This window comes from Caldalkalibacillus salinus, from assembly GCF_016745835.1.
In the GTDB taxonomy this organism is placed as follows: domain Bacteria; phylum Bacillota; class Bacilli; order Caldalkalibacillales; family JCM-10596; genus Caldalkalibacillus_A; species Caldalkalibacillus_A salinus.
In genome coordinates this window covers 63,680-83,505 of the sequence record NZ_JAERVL010000007.1, presented here as the reverse complement: position 1 = coordinate 83,505, position 19,826 = coordinate 63,680, and the positions used below count along the sequence as shown (strand labels likewise).

Sequence of the window (19,826 nt, the reverse complement as noted above, 5' to 3'; positions counted from 1 at the left end):
GCCGTGCGACGCTTCGTATTTTTTTGTTGGCATGAGAATTGCAATAGCATTAACAAAGTCAATATGAAGGAGGAACGTGCATGCAGGGTCACCCTTTTGGCAGTCATCGCAGCATTGAACCTCAAAACGTATTACCTCAACCGGCGTGGAAACTGGATACACGCCTGCCGCTTTACGATAATGAGCTCCTCATTGACGTGGAAGCACTCAATGTGGATTCTGCTTCCTTCAAACAACTTAAGGAAGAGGCGCAGGGCGACGAATCGCAATTGAAACAGAATGTGATGAACCTTATTCAAACTCGTGGCAAATTACACAATCCAGTGACGGGTTCAGGCGGTATGCTGATTGGAAAAGTGCAGGAAAGAGGCGCGTCGTATCCCCACCGGTGGGACATTGGGGACCGTGTCGCCTCCCTCGTGTCACTCACATTAACGCCGCTACACATCGATGAGATTGTCGATATGAACCTGCGTACGGGTCAAATACACGTGCGAGGCTACGCCATTTTATTTGAGTCCAGCCCGTTAGCGAAGCTACCGTCAGACTTGCTCGACCCGTTAAGTCTAGCTTTATTAGACGTATGCGGGGCCCCCGCCCAAGTTGAACGTCTTGTTCAAACGGGTGACACTGTCCTGGTGCTTGGCGCTGGAGGGAAATCAGGGCTACTAAGTACGTATCAAGCGCAAAAGAGCGCAGGTCGCACTGGTAAGGTGCTGGCCTTGGAGTACGATTCAGCCCAAGTCGAGACAGTGCAAAAGCTGGGCATCGCGGATACCGTGTGGCAGGGTGATGCCAGAGATAGTCTTCAAGTGTATGAAAAGGTGGTGGATGAAACGGCTGAAAGACTGGCAGATGTCGTCATTAACTGCGTGAATGTGGACCAAACGGAGATGTCGTCCATCCTATGTACCAAGGACGGTGGAACGGCTTATTTCTTCAGTATGGCCACTTCCTTTACAGCGGCTGCTTTAGGCGCCGAAGGCGTAGGCAAAGATATTAAACTCATGATGGGTAATGGTTATGCTAGCGGTCATGCGGAACTGACACTTGAGCTCATCAGAGAACATCCGCAGATGAAGCAAGTTTTATTAGAGACTTATGCACCATCGGCCTTTAATCGTGAGACGACTGACTAAAAATGAGTGAGAGGATGATGATCGTATGCCAAGGACCATCAGACATTGGAAAGAAGTAGAGATGTGGAAGGATGTCACGGATGAACAGTGGAACGATTGGATGTGGCAATTAACGAACACCATACGCACTGTAGAAGACCTGAAGCAAGTCATTAACCTGACCCCTGAAGAAGAAGAAGGGGTACGCGTGTCCATGAAGACCATCCCCTTGAACATCACACCTTACTACGCTTCTATTATGGACCCGGATGACCCTAGGTGTCCTATCCGAATGCAATCAGTGCCGATATCATCTGAGATTGACAAAACCCCTTACGACCTAGAAGACCCTTTGCACGAAGATGAAGATTCACCGGTACCAGGACTGACACACCGTTATCCTGATCGTGTACTCTTTCTTGTAACCAACCAATGCTCCATGTACTGCCGTTACTGTACACGGCGCCGTTTCTCCGGTCAGGTAGGCATGGGGGTACCCAAGAAACAATTGGACGGTGCCATTGACTATATACGCCGCACACCTGAGGTGCGTGATGTCCTGATCTCAGGCGGCGACGGCTTATTGATCAACGATAGAATTTTAGAATATATTCTTCGCAATTTAAGAGAGATTGAACATGTGGAAATTATCCGTATAGGAACACGCGCACCCGTGGTCTTCCCTCAGCGCATCACTGAGAATCTATGTAACATTTTGAAAAAATACCATCCGGTGTGGCTGAATACGCACTTTAACCATTCCCTAGAACTAACCCCCGAAGCGAAAAAGGCGTGTGAAATGCTCGTGAATAGCGGGGTGCCCGTTGGCAACCAGGCCGTGATTTTGGCGGGGATTAATGATAGTGTACGCATCATGAAAAAGCTGATGCATGACCTCGTGATGACGAGAATACGCCCGTACTATATCTACCAATGTGATTTATCTGAAGGTATTGGGCACTTTAGAGCTCCAATTTCAAAAGGCCTAGAAATCATGGAAGGGCTTCGTGGACATACGTCAGGTTATGCCGTTCCCACCTTTGTAGTAGACGCACCCGGCGGAGGCGGTAAGATCCCTGTGGCGCCGAACTATATCGTGTCACACTCAGCAGATAAAGTTGTTTTGCGTAACTTTGAAGGCGTGATCACCTCTTACCCTGAACCGGAGCACTACACCCCAGGTCAAGCGGACGCCTATTTTGATGACGTTTACGGGCCATCAGATGAGCGATCAGTTGGCGTGAGTGCCATTATGGATGAGACAGAATTCAACCTCGTGCCCAAAGGCTTACAACGCATGAAGAAAAGGGAGACGTACGAAGAGGCCGGAAGAGAAAGTCTGAAGGATCGCAGAGATAAACGGGATCAAATGAAAGAGAAACTGATCTCCAATTATGAGAAAAAAGCGCAAGAGGATAAGAAACAGCCTGAGGATACTCCGGAAGAAGAGGAAAAGAGTGGCGCCTAATGACGGGGCAAGAAGTTGAGGGAAGGGCTATTCTCCTTCCCCACATCCCCTCCGGTATGAGACGGATTGCAGTTGTAGGCCTAGCAAAGAATGTGGGTAAGACCACAGTGCTTAATCAGCTCATTGCAGAAGCGTCTCAACGTCATAAACGCATCCTCATCACCAGTATTGGAGTGGATGGGGAGCAAAAAGACGTGTGGGACCATCACCAGAAGCCTCGCATCTATATCTCTACAGGGCATTATGTGGCTACAGCTCAAGGATTAGCCTCGGCCTCCTCAGCTAAATTTAAGGTGTTAAAAGAACTGAAGCCCACATCACCAGCCGGACCGGTCTACCTTTTACAGTGTATTCAAGCCGGATACGTAAAATTAGGGGGGACCCACCATAATGAGGACTTACGCCATGCGCAAGAGGTATGTGAGTCGCTAGGGCTCCATATCGATTATATCTTTGTTGACGGGGCGTATGACAGGATAGCCTCAAGTCAAAAGCGGGTGGCCGACGGCTTCTTTCTCTGTACGGGGGCAGCCGTATCGCCTGACTTGCAGCAGGCACGGGAAAAAACACGTGAGGTGGTTATGAAGTGGACGATACCGGAGTGGCAAGGGCCTCAGCCATCCGCAAAAAAAGTAGCGTTCAAACAAAAAGGGAAACCCTGGTCCATCACCTCTTACGCTTCAGCGTTAGGACATAGCGATGACATCAGACGGCAAGTGGATCGTCAAACAGAAGCCCTCTATATACCCGGCGCATGGACAGAACGACTGGTCACCGCTTTCAAGCATCACGATCCCCCATTTTCCTGGCTCATGGAGGAGCCATCGCGTAATTTTTTAACGATGAGCAGCATGCGGCACTGGTATCGTGCCGGAGGGGACATATTCGTCAAAAAGAGGAGTGAGGTTCTGGCCCTCACTGTGAGTCCATTTTCAATGCAAATAGAGGCCCAAGCAGACGTTTGGCTCCATGAAATGAAAGCGGTGGCCGGTCATCTTCCGACCATCGATGTCAAGCGCGCCCAAGTTTTATAGACAGACAGGAGGTCTAAGCATGAAGATGGATCAGTGGACGCAGGAATGGATTGAGTTTTTATGGTATTGGCGTCGGTGCCAGCCTCTATCACATGTAGGGAGGATGTTTCAACAGACTGTTTACAACGCCTTTTCTGATCATCACACAGGTTCATCTCATGATGACAGTAAAATAGAGGCTTGGGAGTATGAGCTTTTTTTGACGCAGTGTAGCGTCCCATATCTCCCAGACCACCATGATCAGCGTATGGTCGATGCGCTACAAGGCCTCAGGGATATCACCCATTTTCTCGCCCTCATTAATAAAGGCAGCTCAGGGTCTGTGGAGGACTGGTACAACTTTAAGCAATGGTTATGGGACGCGCGTACCATTCTTGACTATATCACGCAAATCAAGCCTGACAGCATCGCAGAAACGGAGCGACACCTATTAATAGAGGCTCAGGCCAAACAGACGCTCCGGAATCACCTCCAAGACATCCGACTGGCCAACGAGAAGATCAAAGGCTGGTTACAAGCACTGGGGACCGAAGAAAGGGCTTTTCAACTTGATACGCTTTCCATGCAACTAAGAGAAGAGAGAGAACACCTCTTGCATCTCCAACAGACCTTGTTACAGCGTCGTGAGACCTTTAAAGAGAGTGTGTTACAAACGTTAAGTGGAGGAAGGTCATGGCATGTGAATGGTGATTATGTGTACATTCCGTCTGACCATAAAGAATGGTGTAAGCAATGTGATCAACATCCTAGCCTGCAAAGGGTACGGGAGACCCCTTTTGAAACTGTTTTTCAGCTGTTAGAAGCGGACGACATCGTAAACCTTCAGCAACAAATAGCGCAGATAGAAGCAGATATACAGGCGTTAGAGCAGGCCGTGTTACGGCGGCTCGCCAACCGGTTACGGCCCATGACATCAACTGTAGAGACATGGATAAAGTGGATAGCCGAATGGGATTGGCGGTGGGCTAAAGGACGTTTATACCAACAACTGTCTCAAGAAACTGAGGTATGCTGGCCCGTCATCACACAGAACAAGATATCTATAGAACAAGGGACCTTCCTGCCCTTATTTCAGCGTTTACAACGGGAAGGGGGCCAAACGCCATACGTACCGATTTCTCTTACGCTGCATAAAGGGCTAACGACACTGACCGGCTCTAATATGGGGGGCAAAAGTATGGCGCTGAAAACGACGGCTTCTCTTATTACTGCAGCGCAATACGGCCTACCTGTCCCGGCAAAGCAAGTGCAATGTCCATTGTTTCAACGATTGACGATCATTGCGGGTGACCACCAAACACATGAGCATGGCTTGAGTACATTCGGGGCTGAAATTACCCGTCTCACTGATGCTTTAAGCCAAGGAAGTGACCTCCTGCTACTAGACGAACTGATGAAAGGAACGAATCCGAGAGAGGGGGAAGCGTTAGCGTACGCCGTAGCAGAATATCTTGCCCAGAATAAAACCTGCTTTTCACTCTTAATCACGCATTTTTCTCAGGTAACGGCAATAGAAACAGCCGTACACTACCAAGTCAAGAGCCCTACTGATAAAGGGAAATTTTCCTATACATTGACCTTACGAGAGAATGATGCCCCTGAGGATTACGCCATTCGAGTGGCAGAACGCTTAGGTTTACATCGAGATATTGTCTCAAAAGCGGAGGCGTACCTTACCAAGTACCTTACCAAGGACACTCGCAAACTCAAATAGTATGAGTCAAAAATAGATTATCTTGTGAAAGGAAGGAGGAGGGTCAATGGGGTGTTTAAACTTAGATACTCATAAGATAAACAGAGCGCGTGAGGCGGCCCAAAACATCGCTCAGTCAATGGACCAGTTTATCAGTCAACGATCAACCGTGGCAACAGAACGGACAGTGTTACGCCTCCTTGGGATCGATGGTGTGTATGACGATATTCCGTACGTTAATATCATCGTCGAGCAACTACAATCTTCAGGAATGCTAGAGGGAGGTGCATTCACCCCCATTATGAAAGCTTGTATGGCTTATCATAAAACACCACAAGAGATAGCAGAGGCGGTGGCTCAGGGTGAGCTTTCACTTGCGAACATACCTCAACCCGCCCCCGAGCGTTATGAGCAGGAATCGACACGATGGGTGAAAAAGCAACTCGACATCATTCAGGGCAAACGAGAGGAACGAGATCAATTCATTCAAACTTTGGGGGAAGGGCAACAGCCTTATCTCTATGTGATCGTCGCCACGGGTGATATTTATGAAGATATTCGCCAAGCGAGGGTGGCTGCGCGCCAAGGAGCGGATATCGTTGCGGTCATCCGTTCCACAGGACAAAGCCTACTCGATTATGTTCCCTATGGCATCACCCGAGAAGGGTATGGGGGTACCTACGCCACTCAAGCAAACTTTAAAGCGATGCGTGAGGCCCTAGATGATGTCGGTGAAGAAGTCGGCCGCTATATTCGACTTTGTAACTATTGCTCAGGTTTATGCATGCCTGAAATTGCGGTGGCAGGTGCGTTTGAACGGTTGGACGTGATGTTAAATGACGCGTTATACGGGATCCTTTTTCGAGATATTAACATGCAGCGCACCTTAGTTGACCAATACTTTTCGCGTATGATCAATGCTTATGCCGGGATTATGATTAATACAGGAGAGGACAACTACCTCACGACAGCCGATGCCGTTGAAGCTGCTCATACCGTATTGGCGTCACAATTCATGAACGAACAGTTTGCTTATTACTCCGGTTTACCATCCCAACAGCTTGGCCTCGGCCACGCTTTCGAGATGAGCCCCGATATAAAGGATGGTTTCTTACTCGAACTGGCCCAAGCGCAAATGGCACGGCAAATATTCCCTGAGGCGCCGTTGAAATATATGCCACCGACGAAGCATATGACGGGTAACATTTTCAAAGGTCATATACAAGACGCTCTATTTAACGTGGTCTCCATCATGACGAACCAAGGGGTCCAGCTTCTAGGGATGATGACTGAAGCGATGCACACGCCGCATATGCATGATCGTCAGCTTGCGATTGAGAATGCCCAATATATTTTTAACAATATGCGTCACCTTTCCGATGAAATCACGTTCAAGCCTGGTGGCAAAATAGAGCAGCGGGCTCATGACGTCCTAGATCAAGCCGTACAGTTGTTAGAAGAGATGGCCCAACGCGGATTATTCGAGACATTAGAAGAAGGGAAATTTGCTGATGTCAAACGACCACGGGACGGTGGGAGAGGGTTGTCTGGTGTTTTTCTGAAATCTCCTGATTATGCTAATCCTTTTGAGGATGAGCTACGTTCACGTCTAAAATTATCTGAGCTTAGAGGGGTAAGACAATGAGTATCTTAGAAAAAATGGATTTATCCAGAGTAACGGCTTACGGTGATACGTTCAATGATGGCATGATACAACTGAGCTTCTCCTTACCTGTCCCTTACGGTGAAGAAGGAAAAGAGGCGGCACGGCAGCTGGCACAGAAGATGGGCTTACAAGACGTACAAGTGTATGACGCCAAAGACTTAGGTGAGGGCTTTAGCTATTATATTGTATATGGTCAGTTTCTACAGTACATCGACTTTACTTCTATCCATGTACCCAAAGTTGAATCGACGACGATGAATTACAAAGACATCAACGCATTGATAAAAGAAAAGATAGGACGTAAAGTAGTGGTCATTGGGGCCTGTACCGGTACAGACGCGCACACGGTAGGCATAGACGCGATTATGAATATGAAAGGTTACAACGGTGAATACGGTTTAGAACGTTATCCGGAGATAGACGCCTTAAACATGGGAAGTCAAATTCCCAATGAAACACTCATTGCCAAGGCGATCGAACGGGATGCTGATGCACTGCTTGTCTCCCAAGTGGTCACCCAAAAGGGGTCCCACATCAAGAACTTAACGGAACTCGTTGAGCTGCTTGAAGCAGAGAACATGAGAGAGCGTTTTATCCTGATCTGTGGCGGCCCTAGAATCAACCATGAAATGGCGTTAGAGCTAGGCTTTGATGCGGGATTTGGGCCTGGCTCACTCGCACCGGACGTGGCTTCCTTTATCGTCCACGAGCTCCTTAGTAGACACACCTAATCATGTCAATTCGACACTCGACACCAAAAACGGTGTCTTTTTTTGTCATCGTTTGGGGTAGAAATATATGAATTTGTCAAATAAAAGAGGAAAAATCTAGACTAGAGCGAATGTTTTAATATAAATATTTTGTTCTATATGACCCTTTATTAGGATGAGTCCTTCGACCCTCATTCAGTCATTTGATTGTGAGTCATTGAGAAAATTAATTTTACTATGACGTAATATTTGACCGCTGTACTGAAAAGAGCCAATCAACGTGTCTTCCTTAATCACTTTTGCTTTGCAACAGCCACTGAGGTACTTTTGGGTGTTGAACCTTTTTCTCGTCCCTAGCTTGCCTTGACATTGAGAACAGTATAGATCGAAACCCTTTTGAGGGATTTGAACGGAGTTTGTGGAGATGGCCCCCACACGCCTCAGTTCTTTCTCAAAGACAGGGTGATGATCTTCATAAGGTTTATTTTGGATAAACAAATGGTAATGGCAAAGCTCATGAAGGAGGACCGCAATAAAAATCTCTCGTGTAATAAAGTGTGCAGCGTGTTTACTCAGCTCGATCCGGATTGGCGTCTTTTTTTTACCATGAGCTGTAAATAGAAAGCGTCCCATAGACTTTTGAAGTCGACCATTCCAGGTTACAGGAACTGAGCAGGGCTTTTCCCAGAAGTGCTGAGATAACTTGTCCGCTAAGCTTTGCAGTTTTGCTGGGTCATCATCAATGTGGCGTAAGTCTGTTTGATGTTTCATGATTAATCACCTTAGCTTCAAGTCGTTTATTTTACCACTACCATTTTAAAGCTTTACGGAGCAAAAATGAAGGCTAAGCCCTTATGAAATAGAGAAAAGGATACGAAGAGTATAATGGATAGACACCCTATTAAGGTAGAAATAAATGGTACGTTATAATCCAAAGAAGCGTCCGACTAGTTGTGGCATGGCAACGAGCCGCGAAAGATTGTATCTTTCTTAGGCGTTGTAAGAGGAAGAAGCCTATCATTCTTTGGGTATAAGATAGGCTTCTTTTTCCATGGTATAAGAAGGAGAAGGGATAATAATGGAGAAGCACTTACCGAACGCGAAAGAAAGGATAAAGCCAAGACTGGAGAAAGTCATAGAAAATATACAACAGGCCGTTTATTTACAGTCTGGCGATGCTTTCTTTCAGTCCCTTACATTAACGCTAACGGAGCAGCTTGATGTAGATTGGGCTTACATTGGACAAATCATGGAAGGAGAAGTCGGACACCAGGAGATTAAAACTGTGGCTCTCGCTCATCGGGGCCATGTACAGGAGAACATCACCTATCCTCTTCAGGGGGCACCTTGTGAGCAAGTGTTCGCTACTGGCGTGCCTCACTACGTAGAGCAAGGTGTGGCATTGCCACATGAACGTATGGGGGGGGAGCACGCTTATTCAGGGTACCCATTATTCAATCGTGACCAACACCTAGTGGGCCTCCTCGTTCTTCTTCATCATGAGGCCTTCGCCAACCTGTCTACACTGAAATCCGTACAGCATATCTTCGCTGCCCGAGCTTCTATGGAGCTCGAACGAAAGGTATACGAGGATAAAATTAAACGCTTGGCATACTACGATGCACTTACGGGCCTACCGAATCGGAACCATTTTAATGAACAAGTCAAACAGGCCGTGTCCAAAGCTGAGGAGGACACTGATTTATTAGCTGTGTTATCTATTGACCTCGATCGTTTCCAAAAGATCAATGAAGTCGAAGGTTATGAAGTAGGAGACCGATTACTGTGCTTGATTGCCGCTCGTATACAATCTCAACTGCTTGAAGGGGAGGTGCTGTCACGCGTTGGAGGTGACAAATTCTCATGCCTCATGACACAAATTGAGACCAAAGAGCAGCTTGAGATGAGGGCCGTTCAGCTCATTACCGTTATGAAGGAACCCTTAACGGATGAAGATAACGAGTATTTTGTGAATGTGAGCATGGGCATTAGTGTTTATCCTGTGGATGGCCATGATGAGAGAAAGCTCATACAAAACGCAGATTGGGCTTTAAACCAAGCGAAAAAAGACTTCGGTCACACGTACAAGTTCTACACGCCTATTCTACAAGTCCATGCGTCCGCTTTTTTAAACTTGGAGAAAAAACTACATCGTGCCCTAGAGAAAGATGAATTTCAGTTATTCTACCAACCTCAGGTTAACGGAAAGGGCGAACTAGTAGGGTGGGAGGCGTTAGTGAGATGGCAGCCTAACGGTGAAGGCATGATTCCGCCTCGCACCTTTATACCTTTAATTGAGGATACAGGCTTGATTATCCCTATCGGGTATTGGGTGCTTGAAGAAGCGTGTACCCAGATGAAGACATGGCAGGAAGCGGGGTACGCTTTCCACATGATGATTAATCTGTCCGCTTATCAGCTTGTACACTATGATTTTGTACCGAGGGTTAAAAAAATCATCGAACAGACGGGCGTAGATCCCTCGCGCATAGGTTTTGAAATTACCGAAAGCATTAGTCTGTATGGCGTTGAGTCGGCGATGACAGTCTTACAGCATATGAAAGAACTGGGCGTTAGGGTCGCCTTAGATGACTTCGGTACAGGCTATTCATCCCTCAGTTATTTGAAGGAATATCCGATTGATATTGTCAAAATTGACCGTACCTTTGTGAAAGACATCCTAGAAGATCATTATAGCTTAAGTATTTGTCGCTCGATTATCGACATCAGTCAATCTTTGAATTTTACAGTTCTAGCCGAAGGGGTAGAGAACGAAGCACAGTGGCAAGTGCTACAAGACTTACAGTGTGAATACTACCAAGGTTTTCTATTCGGTACACCCGTCCCCGCTTTACAAGCGGAGCGTTTGGTCTCTACATGGCGTACGAGAAAAGAATAGTCAATCATTAAGACCTAGTGTAATGCGCCATGGTAACGAATAGTAATCTGTGAGATAAAAGGAGTAACCGGAATGGAGGGGTTCATATGCCGCACAAGCTTTCGCTCAGCTTTACACCGACGCCGATGCATCCTCTTAGCCGCATGAGTGATGAACTTGGCATCGATTTGTGGATCAAGCGTGATGATCTCACCGGTGATATTGCTACAGGTGGGAATAAAATCAGGAAATTAGAGTACATTCTAGCTGACGCCATCGATCGAGGGGCGGATACAGTGCTAACCACAGGCGGTCCTCAGTCTAATCATTGTAAAGCAACGGCTGCCTTAGCGGCTCAGGCCGGTTTAAACGCTGTGCTTGTGTTTGCGGGTCGAGAACCAGAGAAGAAGCAGGCCAACTTATTTCTAGATGAACGAGTAGGGGCGGAGATTCGCTTTAGCGGCGCGTACACTCCCGAGCAAATGGAGGCGGCCCTATTCTCAACGTACGACGAACTTAAGCAGGATGGGAGGAAGCCTTACCTTATTCCCATTGGCGGATCAAACCCTTTAGGCACACGAGGGTATATTGATGCATACGAGGAGCTTGGAGAGCATGACTTTGATTGGATTGTTGTTACGGCCGGTTCAGGTGGAACGTATGCAGGTCTGTACATTGCAAAGCACCGTGCTAGACACAGGACAAAACTTTTAGGCATCAGCCCCTGGTTAAAACGTGAGGATATCACCAGTCGAGTACGAGACTGTATCAAAGGTTTAGAGCCCCAATGGCACATCGATGATGTCATGATTGATGATGCGTATCTCGGTAGAGGCTATGGCAAGCTGACCACAGAGGCACAGCAAGCGATCGACCGCATGGCGCAGTCAGAAGCCATTATCTTAGATCATGTCTACACGGGTAAAGCGATGGCAGGATTAATAGATTATGTACACAGAGGACTCATAAAACCGAAGGACAAAGTGTTATTCTGGCATACGGGAGGGGCAGCAGGATTGCTAGCCGCAGCAGATAAATGGACCTGATCACCCTCCCTTATTGATTTCTAGGAGTAAAGGCCAAGACTTAAGACCCCGCCCCTCTGTACTGTTTCACACCAAAATTCCAAATGGCAATGCCCAAGATAAACACGAATCCACCCACAAACGGTGTGGCGAAGGTGTACACGTACCACATCTTACGCTCCAAAAAGTACGCCGAAGGGTACATCCCGACATAGGCGAAAGGTAAAATCCACGTCAGGATGAAACGAATCGCTTTGTTATAGACATCTAACGGATAACGCCCGTAATTCTGGATGTTAAAGATCATCGGAGCAATTCCGGTACGGGAGTCTGAATAAAAACCGATTGAAGCTATGGCCACATAGACGCCAGCGTAAATCCCCACACTGCCTAACACGAGCACAATAAAAATGAGAGGATCGTACCAAGCAAAGCTTAAATCAAGCTGAACGGCCGCATATCCCATAATAAACATACCCGTCATGATGCCGAATAAGGACTCTGGCTGCGTGCGTTCAAGCACAATCTGGGCTAAATTATGAAGCGGCCGCGTGAGGACACGGTCCATTTCTCCCTTAATGATGTATCTCTCGTTAAAATCCCATAAGTTAAAAAACGTTTGAAATATAGAGAATGGCACGAGAAAATAGCCATAGATGAAAATCACTTCCTCCTTTGTCCAGCCGGCCATAGCAGGTGTGTGTTGGAAAACAACGAGGATAAAAATCAGGCTGACCGCTTGCATACACAGATCGGAGAAAATCTCGTTGACAAAATCCATGCGGTATATGAGTCTCGATTTAAAGTACTGTTTAATATAATTCCAAAATACATCAATATTCCCCATACTATCCTCCTTGTATAATCATGCTTTGTTTCGCTTTTTTCCATAATAACTGTATAGGCACGATCAGGACGACAACCCAGAACAGTTGTAAGAATAAGGCTTGATAGATCTCGTTCCCACTCACGCCCCCTGTAAATATCATGGCTGGGAGATACGCAATGGCCTGGAAGGGAAGATACTCTAAAATTTTAATGGCCCATTCCGGATAGAGTGCAATCGGGATGAGCAGGCCGGAGAATAGATCAACGACCACACGTTTGGTCTGCATCAAACCGTCGTTATTGAAAAAGAAAAACGTGAGCACACCTGTGATTAAGTTAATCTGAGTATTGATCACAAACGCCAGCGTCAAGCTGAGTAAGTAGAGAGCAAAGGTGCTGGCCTCCATCGGCAAGACAATTGGAAATATAAAAGAGACCACAACCATACCCGGTATGGAGAAAAAGGAAAAACGGAATATACCTTCACCAAGGGCTTGCATCATTTTCATCATCAAATAATGATAGGGTCTAATGAGCTCGATGGCGACACGCCCCTCTTTTATTTCAAGCGCCATTTCTCGATCAATATTGTTAAAATAAAAGGCACGGGCCATCCATGCTACAGCGATATACGTGGTCATTTGTGTCGGAGATAGCCCTCCAAGTGATTCCTGTTGGCCATAGATGGCCATCCATAAAAAGTAATAGGCACCGATGTTAATGGCATAGATAATAATGCCGCTGTAGTAATTGACGCGATAGGCGAGCATCATGAGGAAGCGAATGCGAATCATTTCGACATACATACGATAAGCACTCATGAAGTCACGCCCTCTTCGTAAATCTTTTTGATAATTTGTTCTGTACTCGTCTCGTCGATAGATAAATCCTTAATTTCAAACTGGGACATGTGTTGCAGAAATTCTGACACAGTTGTCCCGTTGAGTAGTGCACTATACTGAACGGCATTCTTAGACTCCCAAGTCCACTGTTTCGGTAGGGCTTCAGGTTGGACCGGTTTTGCGAACTCGATATGAGCCGTTTTACCTTCGCCCCAATTCTCTCTCAAAGTTTGTAGTTGACCATCGTATATGACCGTACCTTTGTCTAAGACGACGACACGCTGACACAACGCTTCAATATCTGACATGTCGTGTGTGGTCAACATAATGGTGGTGCCATACTCCCGATTCATTTCTTTGAGAAACTCTCTAATTTTAAGTTTCACTAAGACATCTAATCCGATGGTCGGTTCATCTAGGAAGACGAGAGGTGGATTATGGATAAGGGCCGCGATCAGCTCACATCTCATACGCTGACCTAGACTGAGCTTACGTACAGGCTGCTCAAGGAAATCTCCCACCCCAAGCACCTCAATCATATGGTTCAGATGGCGATCATCTTCCACTCTGTATACCTTTTTTAATAGATTAAAAGATTCTTGCACAGCAATATCCCACCACAGCTGACTACGTTGACCAAAGACAACCCCGATGGTACGCACAAAAGCTTCACGGTTTTTATAGGGCATCATACCATTGACCTCTAGTTCTCCAGCAGTTGGCATGAGAATACCCGTTAACATTTTAATCGTTGTTGATTTACCGGCGCCGTTCTCTCCAATATAACCAACCATTTCGCCTGCTTTTATATCGAGATCAACGTCATGTACCGCTTGTATGGTACGATATTCACGGTTAAATAAGTCCCTGAAAGCCCCTTTTAGGCCTGGACGACTTCGGTGAACCTTGAACGTTTTTGTTAATCCTTTTGCTTTTATTCTTTGCATGTTGACTCCCCCAAATCATTGGTCCGCTACTTACTATAACATGATTAATCACCACAAGTTTAATATGAAGCTCAAGACAGCCACAATAGTACCCGCGCACAAACAAAGTCCCAACAAATGTATTTGTTAGGACTTATCACTCGTATGATTATGTTCACAATGTCTTTGTGTTCGGATCAATACCCACTATACAATACGACATATTGACACGATAAATTAATATGACCCATAGTCTATTCGCTTTCTTCGCTTTTTCTCAACTCTTTTTTAATATCCTCTGCGTTAAATAAGATGTGAACAGAACAGTCTAAGACTTGGGCCACTTTTTCCTTATTTTCATCGCTTGGTATTCGCCCTTCAAATACCCAGGCATTAACGGTACGTTCACTCACGCCGACCGCTTCAGCCAAATCGGCACATTTTAAGTCATAGACAAACATCAGTCCGTATAAAAAACGATTAGCGATGGTCCATGTTTTAGGCCGACGAAACCGACGTTTGCGAATGCCTTTGCGTGGAAATTTTTTAGCCAGTGAACGAAGGGCATCCAATTCTTGTGGTGTTAATTCTTGGTCCATGTGCGCCTCCCCCACAAATGTTATTTAATATCTATTATACCGAGACGACAGCTCTTTTGTATAGCTTAAAGAATTGGTAATACTGGGCTATCACTGTGTGATTGTCATCTTATCACCAAAAAAGGATGGCTGACTTTTGCCTGCTCCCATTCAAAAGACTTGATTCGTATAAAGGATTATCAGTACAATGTAATAAGCATGTCCTTGCCCCCTATGATTAATGATCAGTATTTTTATATGTGTATGGCACGTTATATCATGTGGGTAATGCAAGGCATAAATTGAAAGAGTTGATAATCATGAATGGGAAAGACAAAATGACAGAGAACGCACTACTCATCAGTTGGGTTGTGGCTTTGGTTTCAACCTTAGGTAGTCTGTTTTTTTCGGAAGTGTGGCAGTTTATACCGTGCACGTTATGTTGGTATCAGCGCATTGTCATGTATCCGTTAGTCCTAATATTAGCGGTTGCAGTCGCTAAGAACGACACTCGTATTGCCATTTATATTTGGCCTTTAAGTTTAATAGGTTTTATGATTTCTCTCTATCATTATTTGATGCAGAAAACAACCTTATTCACAAACCCTGATCAAGCTTGTGGGATTGTCCCCTGTACCACTGAATATATTAATTGGTTCGGTTTTATTACGATCCCTTTCTTAGCGCTTGTCGCATTCAGTATCATCACGGTGATTCATTTTTACCTGTGGTTTAATAGAGAGAAGCACTAATTTTTATGCTTTCACCTGTTTGCGTCGGGCCTATTTTTTGAACAGTATAAGGAGTGATGACCATGAAGAAAGTCGTAATTTTTGGCGCCGTCATCGGTATATTATTTGCAGCTCTGTACTTCGTGAATAATGCCTCACAAAGTACAAAAGTAGAAGGAAACCCTTACGGCAAAGAAAGCCTTCATCCTGCCACTGCAAATCAGCTGGAGGATCCCTTGTATCAGAATCTGATTTTGCCGGACGAGTTAGACGAAGCGCTTAGTACTGAAGAAGATCTTTATGTATACTTTTACAGTCCAACGTGTGAATACTGTAAACAAGCATCCCCGTTGCTCATCCCTACAGCTGAAGAGGAAAACGTTGATTTAAAACTGATGAATTTACTAGAGTTTAAGGATGCCTGGGGTGACTTTGATATAGAGTACACGCCGACGCTAATCCATTACAACAATGGAGAAGAGGTTAAGCGAATTGTTGGAATCCCCCAAGGAGAAGAAGCAGATAAGATTGACACATACCGTCATTTCTTGACAAGTCACGAATAAGCCCTCAAGGGAGCCTGTCGCCATAGAGACGATGGGCTTTTTTTATGTGAATATGACAACTTTATACATGACAGGGCCAAACAGTCTTGTTATAATAAAACTAACTGAATTGACGAAAAAGAGAGAATATTATAGCCGCTCTCTTTTTTCTCCCTTCAACATGAAAGCGCTTCATAGATATGAGGGAGAGGTTATAATCCCTTTTTTTGTGACATATGATTGAACGAGCGTTCAGTCAGTGTAAAGTATTCAAGGGATTAAATCTAGATCTATTGTAGGGGGGAGAGAATGTGGAATGGTTAGCCGTACTTAACCTAATCGCTTTTTTTGCTGTACTATCGTATGCCTTATATCTTTTTGTGCATATCGTCTACAGTCGTTACTTATTCGTCAAGCTAGGGAAGGAAACGGATTTTAAGCAAGCTTTCAAAGAACGTTTAAATGAGTTGCTCGTCCAAATGTTTGGACATAAGAAATTATTGAAAGATAAGAAAAGTGGGGTCATGCACTTTTTCATGTTTTATGGTTTTATCATATTACAGTTTGGTGCCATTGATCTCATCGGTAAGGGTTTAACGAGGAACCCAGAATGGATGCCATTAGGATCAGCGTATCCTTATTTCGTCCTGATGCAGGAAATCACTGTGGCCCTCATCCTTCTTGCTGTAGGATATGCTGGTTACCGACGCTTTATAGAGAAGCTGCCACGCTTAAAACGTAACTTTAAAGCGAGTCTTGTCATTATTTTTATCTTTAGCTTGATGCTCACCGTTATACTTTCCCTAGGTTTTGAAGCGGTGATGCTGTCGCACCAAGGAGAGCTGGCACAAGGCTTTAATGGCTATCACCCTTTTTCATCCATGGTGGCCATGGCTTTTTCCTGGATGAGTGCTGAGGCAGCGAATGTGATGTTTTGGGTTTTCTGGTGGGCGCACAATGTCGTATTACTGGCCTTTTTACTTTATGTACCACAGTCTAAGCATTTTCACCTTATCGTGGCCCCGATTAACATTTTCCTGAAGAGACGGGAGCATCCAGGGAAACTAAGGAGCATTGATTTCGAGGATGAGTCTTTAGAAGAGTATGGCGTGGGGAAGGTAGAGGACTTCACCCAAAAGCAGTTGGTTGACTTATACGCCTGCGTTGAGTGTGGGCGCTGTACGAATATGTGTCCGGCCTCAGGTACAGGTAAGATGCTCTCCCCTATGGATTTAATCACGAAGATTCGTGATCATCTAACGGATAAAGGGGCTGCGATTACCTCTCGAACCCCTTGGATGCCAGCGTACGCCTTTAGTGACACACAAGGCAATCAGTTGGCCCAAGCGAAGCAAGCGGTACGCCAAGCAGGGGATGACGAGGCCGCTGCCACAGCGGAGAAAGAAGTGCTGTCTAACTTTGAATATAGTATTGACTTAATCGGTGACGTCATCACTGAAGAGGAGATTTGGGCGTGTACGACGTGTCGTAACTGTGAAGATGAGTGCCCTGTGATGAATGAACATGTCGATAAGATCATTGATATGCGTCGTTACCTCGTACTGACAGAAGGAAAAGTGTCCCAGGAAGCGCAACGGACCTTCAATAACATTGAACGTCAGAGCAATCCTTGGGGGATCAATCGCAAAGAGCGCATTGAGTGGCGTGACCAATTTGAGGACATCCATGTGCCAACGGTGAAGGAAACAGAAGAATTTGACGTTTTATGGTTCGTCGGTTCTATGGGTAGCTTCGATAACCGCAACAAAAAGGTGGCACATGCTTTTGCAAAGCTCATGAACGAGGCCGGTGTGAAGTTTGCCATCCTCGGAAACGAAGAGAAGAATTCTGGAGATACGGCCAGACGCATGGGAAACGAGTTTCTGTTCCAACAATTGTGTATGGAGAACATTGAGACGCTGCAAAAATATGACGTTAAGAAAATTGTGACGGCTTGTCCACATACGTACAACACACTTAAGAACGAATATCCTGAATTTGGCTTAGAGGCGGAAGTCCTACACCATACCGAGTTGATCGTTGAGTGCTTACGCGATGGCAGACTGAAGCCAAGCAAAACGGTTGATGAGCGCATCACGTACCATGATTCCTGTTATTTGGGTCGTTATAACAACATTTACGAATTACCACGTGAGATTTTAAAAACAATTCCCGGTGTTGATATCGTCGAAATGGAACGTAACAGAGAAAGAGGCATGTGCTGTGGTGCTGGCGGCGGTATGATGTGGCTTGAAGAAACGGAGGGCAAACGCGTCAATCTGGAGCGTACAGAGCAAGCGCTAGCGGTTAATCCGTCCGTGATTAGTAGTGGTTGTCCTTACTGTTTAACGATGATGAATGATGGTACCAAGGCCTTAGAAGTAGAAGAATCGGTACAAACGAAGGACATCGCTGAGATTTTACTCTCGGCTATTGAAACGTCGACCGAAAAAGTCCCCCATTAATACAAGAAGAGAGAGGAGAAAACAAGCCATGACAAAAACAGTGATTGTGAGTGCAGCAAGGACCCCTTTTGGTAGATTTGGTAGCGCATTCAAGGATGTGCCCGCTGTTGATCTCGGCGCAACGACATTACAAGAAGTGGCCCGACGCGCAGACATGCCACAAACAGAGGTAGAACAAGTGATCATGGGGATGGTGCTTCAGGGTGGAGCTGGGCAAATCCCCTCAAGACAAGCGGCGCGTAAAGCTGGTTATGACTGGGAAGTCTTAAGTGAAACCATTAATAAAGTGTGTGCTTCTGGCTTGCGAGCCGTGACTTTAGCGGATCAAATTATCCGTGCAGGAGATGCGACGGTGATCGCGGCGGGAGGCATGGAAAGCATGAGTAATGCGCCATACTTGCTGCCCAAAGCACGCTGGGGACTACGCATGGGTGACCAAAAAGTGAAGGATCTTATGATTCATGATGGCCTCACCTGTGCCTTTGATCAGGTGCATATGGCTGTACACGGCAGCAACGTGGCTGAAGAATTTCAAGTTTCAAGAGAAGCGCAAGATGAGTGGGCGTATCGCAGTCACCAGCGTGCGGTTGAGGCTATTGATAAGGGTGTACTAGACGATGAAATTGTCTCCGTTTCCGTTCCCCAAAGGAAAGGAGAGCCCGTGGAGGTCAACAAAGATGAAGCCCCACGTAGGGACACGAGTGTTGAGAAACTAGCGAAGCTCCCTCCTGTATTCACGTCAAATGGGTCTGTTACAGCAGGGAATGCCCCGGGCGTAAACGATGGGGCAGGGGCGTTCTTACTCATGTCTGCTGAACGTGCCCAACAGGAAGGGAAAAAACCACTAGCGTTTATTGAAGGTCATGCCGCTGTTGGGGAAGAGGCGCCATATCTGGCTAAAACCCCAGCACTCGCCATTCAAAAACTACTATCCCAGACAGGTTATACGGTCGACCAAATAGATTTATTTGAAATTAACGAGGCTTTTGCTGCTGTGACACTCACGAGTGCAGACATCGCCAATATCCCACATGAAAAGCTGAATGTTAATGGGGGTGCCATCGCCCTCGGGCATCCTATCGGGGCTAGCGGTGCACGGATTTTGATGACTTTAATCTATGAGCTGCAACGTCGAGGTGGAGGATTAGGTGTTGCCGCCATCTGTAGTGGCGCAGCTCAAGGAGATGCGATCCTCGTGCGAGTGGATGGATAATCTATTGGTATGCCTCCGTGGGTAAGGATTGTCATGCTTAACTCCTTCTACCCCCTTACCCCACGGACATTACCAAAAACGGCAGACACATGAAAAAAGGAGGTCA

The 19,826-nt window shown here is 46.0% G+C and carries 17 protein-coding genes; 12 read left to right on the top strand and 5 right to left on the bottom strand.

Going from position 1 to position 19,826, the window contains the following annotated elements; translation table 11 throughout:
• Positions 1–80 precede the first annotated feature (80 nt).
• The 6 genes from kdd to kamE are packed head-to-tail and all read left to right on the top strand — an operon-like array spanning position 81 to position 7,710.
• Positions 81–1,139, top strand: a complete 1,059-nt coding sequence (gene kdd, locus JKM87_RS07740) for an L-erythro-3,5-diaminohexanoate dehydrogenase (protein WP_202079725.1) — start codon at positions 81–83, stop codon at positions 1,137–1,139.
• Positions 1,140–1,164: 25 nt separating this feature from the next.
• Positions 1,165–2,586 (top strand): lysine 2,3-aminomutase, encoded by a 1,422-nt coding sequence (gene kamA / locus JKM87_RS07735; RefSeq protein ID WP_202079723.1) that lies wholly within the window; start codon positions 1,165–1,167, stop codon positions 2,584–2,586.
• On the top strand, positions 2,586–3,620 hold the full coding sequence (kamB, locus tag JKM87_RS07730; RefSeq protein WP_202079721.1) for a lysine 5,6-aminomutase reactivase subunit KamB: 1,035 nt from the start codon (positions 2,586–2,588) through the stop codon (positions 3,618–3,620). The genes kamA and kamB overlap by 1 nt, the downstream gene beginning before the upstream one ends.
• A gap of 19 nt (positions 3,621–3,639) precedes the next feature.
• Positions 3,640–5,334, top strand: coding sequence for a MutS-related protein (locus JKM87_RS07725; RefSeq protein ID WP_202079719.1), 1,695 nt, complete (start codon positions 3,640–3,642; stop codon positions 5,332–5,334).
• Positions 5,335–5,380: 46 nt separating this feature from the next.
• Positions 5,381–6,958 carry a lysine 5,6-aminomutase subunit alpha gene (gene kamD / locus JKM87_RS07720; RefSeq protein WP_202079717.1) on the top strand — a complete coding sequence of 526 codons (1,578 nt, stop codon included), beginning with the start codon at positions 5,381–5,383 and terminating at the stop codon, positions 6,956–6,958.
• Positions 6,955–7,710: a lysine 5,6-aminomutase subunit beta gene (gene kamE / locus JKM87_RS07715; RefSeq protein ID WP_202079714.1), complete on the top strand. Its 756-nt coding sequence runs from the start codon at positions 6,955–6,957 to the stop codon at positions 7,708–7,710. The genes kamD and kamE overlap by 4 nt, the downstream gene beginning before the upstream one ends.
• 174 nt (positions 7,711–7,884) lie before the next feature.
• Here the strand turns inward: kamE and JKM87_RS07710 are convergent, their stop codons facing one another.
• Positions 7,885–8,460 carry a SprT-like domain-containing protein gene (locus JKM87_RS07710; protein WP_202079711.1) on the bottom strand — a complete coding sequence of 192 codons (576 nt, stop codon included), beginning with the start codon at positions 8,458–8,460 and terminating at the stop codon, positions 7,885–7,887.
• Between the two features lie 307 nt (positions 8,461–8,767).
• On the opposite strand from JKM87_RS07710, the gene JKM87_RS07705 reads away from it, so the two are divergent.
• On the top strand, positions 8,768–10,588 hold the full coding sequence (locus tag JKM87_RS07705; RefSeq protein WP_202079709.1) for a putative bifunctional diguanylate cyclase/phosphodiesterase: 1,821 nt from the start codon (positions 8,768–8,770) through the stop codon (positions 10,586–10,588).
• A gap of 86 nt (positions 10,589–10,674) precedes the next feature.
• Positions 10,675–11,613 (top strand): 1-aminocyclopropane-1-carboxylate deaminase/D-cysteine desulfhydrase, encoded by a 939-nt coding sequence (locus JKM87_RS07700; protein ID WP_202079707.1) that lies wholly within the window; start codon positions 10,675–10,677, stop codon positions 11,611–11,613.
• A gap of 40 nt (positions 11,614–11,653) precedes the next feature.
• Here JKM87_RS07700 and JKM87_RS07695 read toward each other — a convergent pair whose 3' ends face one another.
• The 4 genes from JKM87_RS07695 to JKM87_RS07680 all read right to left on the bottom strand — a co-directional run bounded on the left by JKM87_RS07695 (position 11,654) and on the right by JKM87_RS07680 (position 14,787).
• Positions 11,654–12,439: an ABC transporter permease gene (locus JKM87_RS07695; RefSeq protein ID WP_202079705.1), complete on the bottom strand. Its 786-nt coding sequence runs from the start codon at positions 12,437–12,439 to the stop codon at positions 11,654–11,656.
• A gap of 1 nt (position 12,440) precedes the next feature.
• Positions 12,441–13,241 (bottom strand): ABC transporter permease, encoded by an 801-nt coding sequence (locus JKM87_RS07690; protein ID WP_202079703.1) that lies wholly within the window; start codon positions 13,239–13,241, stop codon positions 12,441–12,443.
• On the bottom strand, positions 13,238–14,209 hold the full coding sequence (locus JKM87_RS07685) for an ABC transporter ATP-binding protein (RefSeq protein ID WP_202079701.1): 972 nt from the start codon (positions 14,207–14,209) through the stop codon (positions 13,238–13,240). The genes JKM87_RS07690 and JKM87_RS07685 overlap by 4 nt, the downstream gene beginning before the upstream one ends.
• 233 nt (positions 14,210–14,442) lie before the next feature.
• Positions 14,443–14,787: a helix-turn-helix transcriptional regulator gene (locus JKM87_RS07680; RefSeq protein ID WP_202079699.1), complete on the bottom strand. Its 345-nt coding sequence runs from the start codon at positions 14,785–14,787 to the stop codon at positions 14,443–14,445.
• A 299-nt stretch (positions 14,788–15,086) separates the two neighbouring features.
• On the opposite strand from JKM87_RS07680, the gene JKM87_RS07675 reads away from it, so the two are divergent.
• From JKM87_RS07675 to JKM87_RS07660, 4 genes are all read left to right on the top strand, one after another.
• The gene (locus tag JKM87_RS07675; RefSeq protein WP_202079697.1) at positions 15,087–15,518 is read left to right on the top strand and encodes a disulfide oxidoreductase; all 432 of its coding nucleotides are present in this window, start codon (positions 15,087–15,089) and stop codon (positions 15,516–15,518) included.
• Between the two features lie 62 nt (positions 15,519–15,580).
• On the top strand, positions 15,581–16,063 hold the full coding sequence (locus tag JKM87_RS07670) for a thioredoxin family protein (RefSeq protein ID WP_202079695.1): 483 nt from the start codon (positions 15,581–15,583) through the stop codon (positions 16,061–16,063).
• Between the two features lie 290 nt (positions 16,064–16,353).
• Positions 16,354–18,507 (top strand): heterodisulfide reductase-related iron-sulfur binding cluster, encoded by a 2,154-nt coding sequence (locus JKM87_RS07665; protein WP_202079693.1) that lies wholly within the window; start codon positions 16,354–16,356, stop codon positions 18,505–18,507.
• A 28-nt stretch (positions 18,508–18,535) separates the two neighbouring features.
• The gene (locus JKM87_RS07660; protein ID WP_202079691.1) at positions 18,536–19,720 is read left to right on the top strand and encodes an acetyl-CoA C-acetyltransferase; all 1,185 of its coding nucleotides are present in this window, start codon (positions 18,536–18,538) and stop codon (positions 19,718–19,720) included.
• The last annotated feature ends 106 nt before the right edge of the window (positions 19,721–19,826 follow it).

Coding starts and splice junctions, on each gene's coding strand:
- kdd (WP_202079725.1), top strand. CDS start 81: ATGCAGGGTCACCCTTTTGGCAGTCATCGCAGCATTGAACCTCAAAAC.
- kamA (WP_202079723.1), top strand. CDS start 1,165: ATGCCAAGGACCATCAGACATTGGAAAGAAGTAGAGATGTGGAAGGAT.
- kamB (WP_202079721.1), top strand. CDS start 2,586: ATGACGGGGCAAGAAGTTGAGGGAAGGGCTATTCTCCTTCCCCACATC.
- JKM87_RS07725 (WP_202079719.1), top strand. CDS start 3,640: ATGAAGATGGATCAGTGGACGCAGGAATGGATTGAGTTTTTATGGTAT.
- kamD (WP_202079717.1), top strand. CDS start 5,381: ATGGGGTGTTTAAACTTAGATACTCATAAGATAAACAGAGCGCGTGAG.
- kamE (WP_202079714.1), top strand. CDS start 6,955: ATGAGTATCTTAGAAAAAATGGATTTATCCAGAGTAACGGCTTACGGT.
- JKM87_RS07710 (WP_202079711.1), bottom strand. CDS start 8,460: ATGAAACATCAAACAGACTTACGCCACATTGATGATGACCCAGCAAAA.
- JKM87_RS07705 (WP_202079709.1), top strand. CDS start 8,768: ATGGAGAAGCACTTACCGAACGCGAAAGAAAGGATAAAGCCAAGACTG.
- JKM87_RS07700 (WP_202079707.1), top strand. CDS start 10,675: ATGCCGCACAAGCTTTCGCTCAGCTTTACACCGACGCCGATGCATCCT.
- JKM87_RS07695 (WP_202079705.1), bottom strand. CDS start 12,439: ATGGGGAATATTGATGTATTTTGGAATTATATTAAACAGTACTTTAAA.
- JKM87_RS07690 (WP_202079703.1), bottom strand. CDS start 13,241: ATGAGTGCTTATCGTATGTATGTCGAAATGATTCGCATTCGCTTCCTC.
- JKM87_RS07685 (WP_202079701.1), bottom strand. CDS start 14,209: ATGCAAAGAATAAAAGCAAAAGGATTAACAAAAACGTTCAAGGTTCAC.
- JKM87_RS07680 (WP_202079699.1), bottom strand. CDS start 14,787: ATGGACCAAGAATTAACACCACAAGAATTGGATGCCCTTCGTTCACTG.
- JKM87_RS07675 (WP_202079697.1), top strand. CDS start 15,087: ATGAATGGGAAAGACAAAATGACAGAGAACGCACTACTCATCAGTTGG.
- JKM87_RS07670 (WP_202079695.1), top strand. CDS start 15,581: ATGAAGAAAGTCGTAATTTTTGGCGCCGTCATCGGTATATTATTTGCA.
- JKM87_RS07660 (WP_202079691.1), top strand. CDS start 18,536: ATGACAAAAACAGTGATTGTGAGTGCAGCAAGGACCCCTTTTGGTAGA.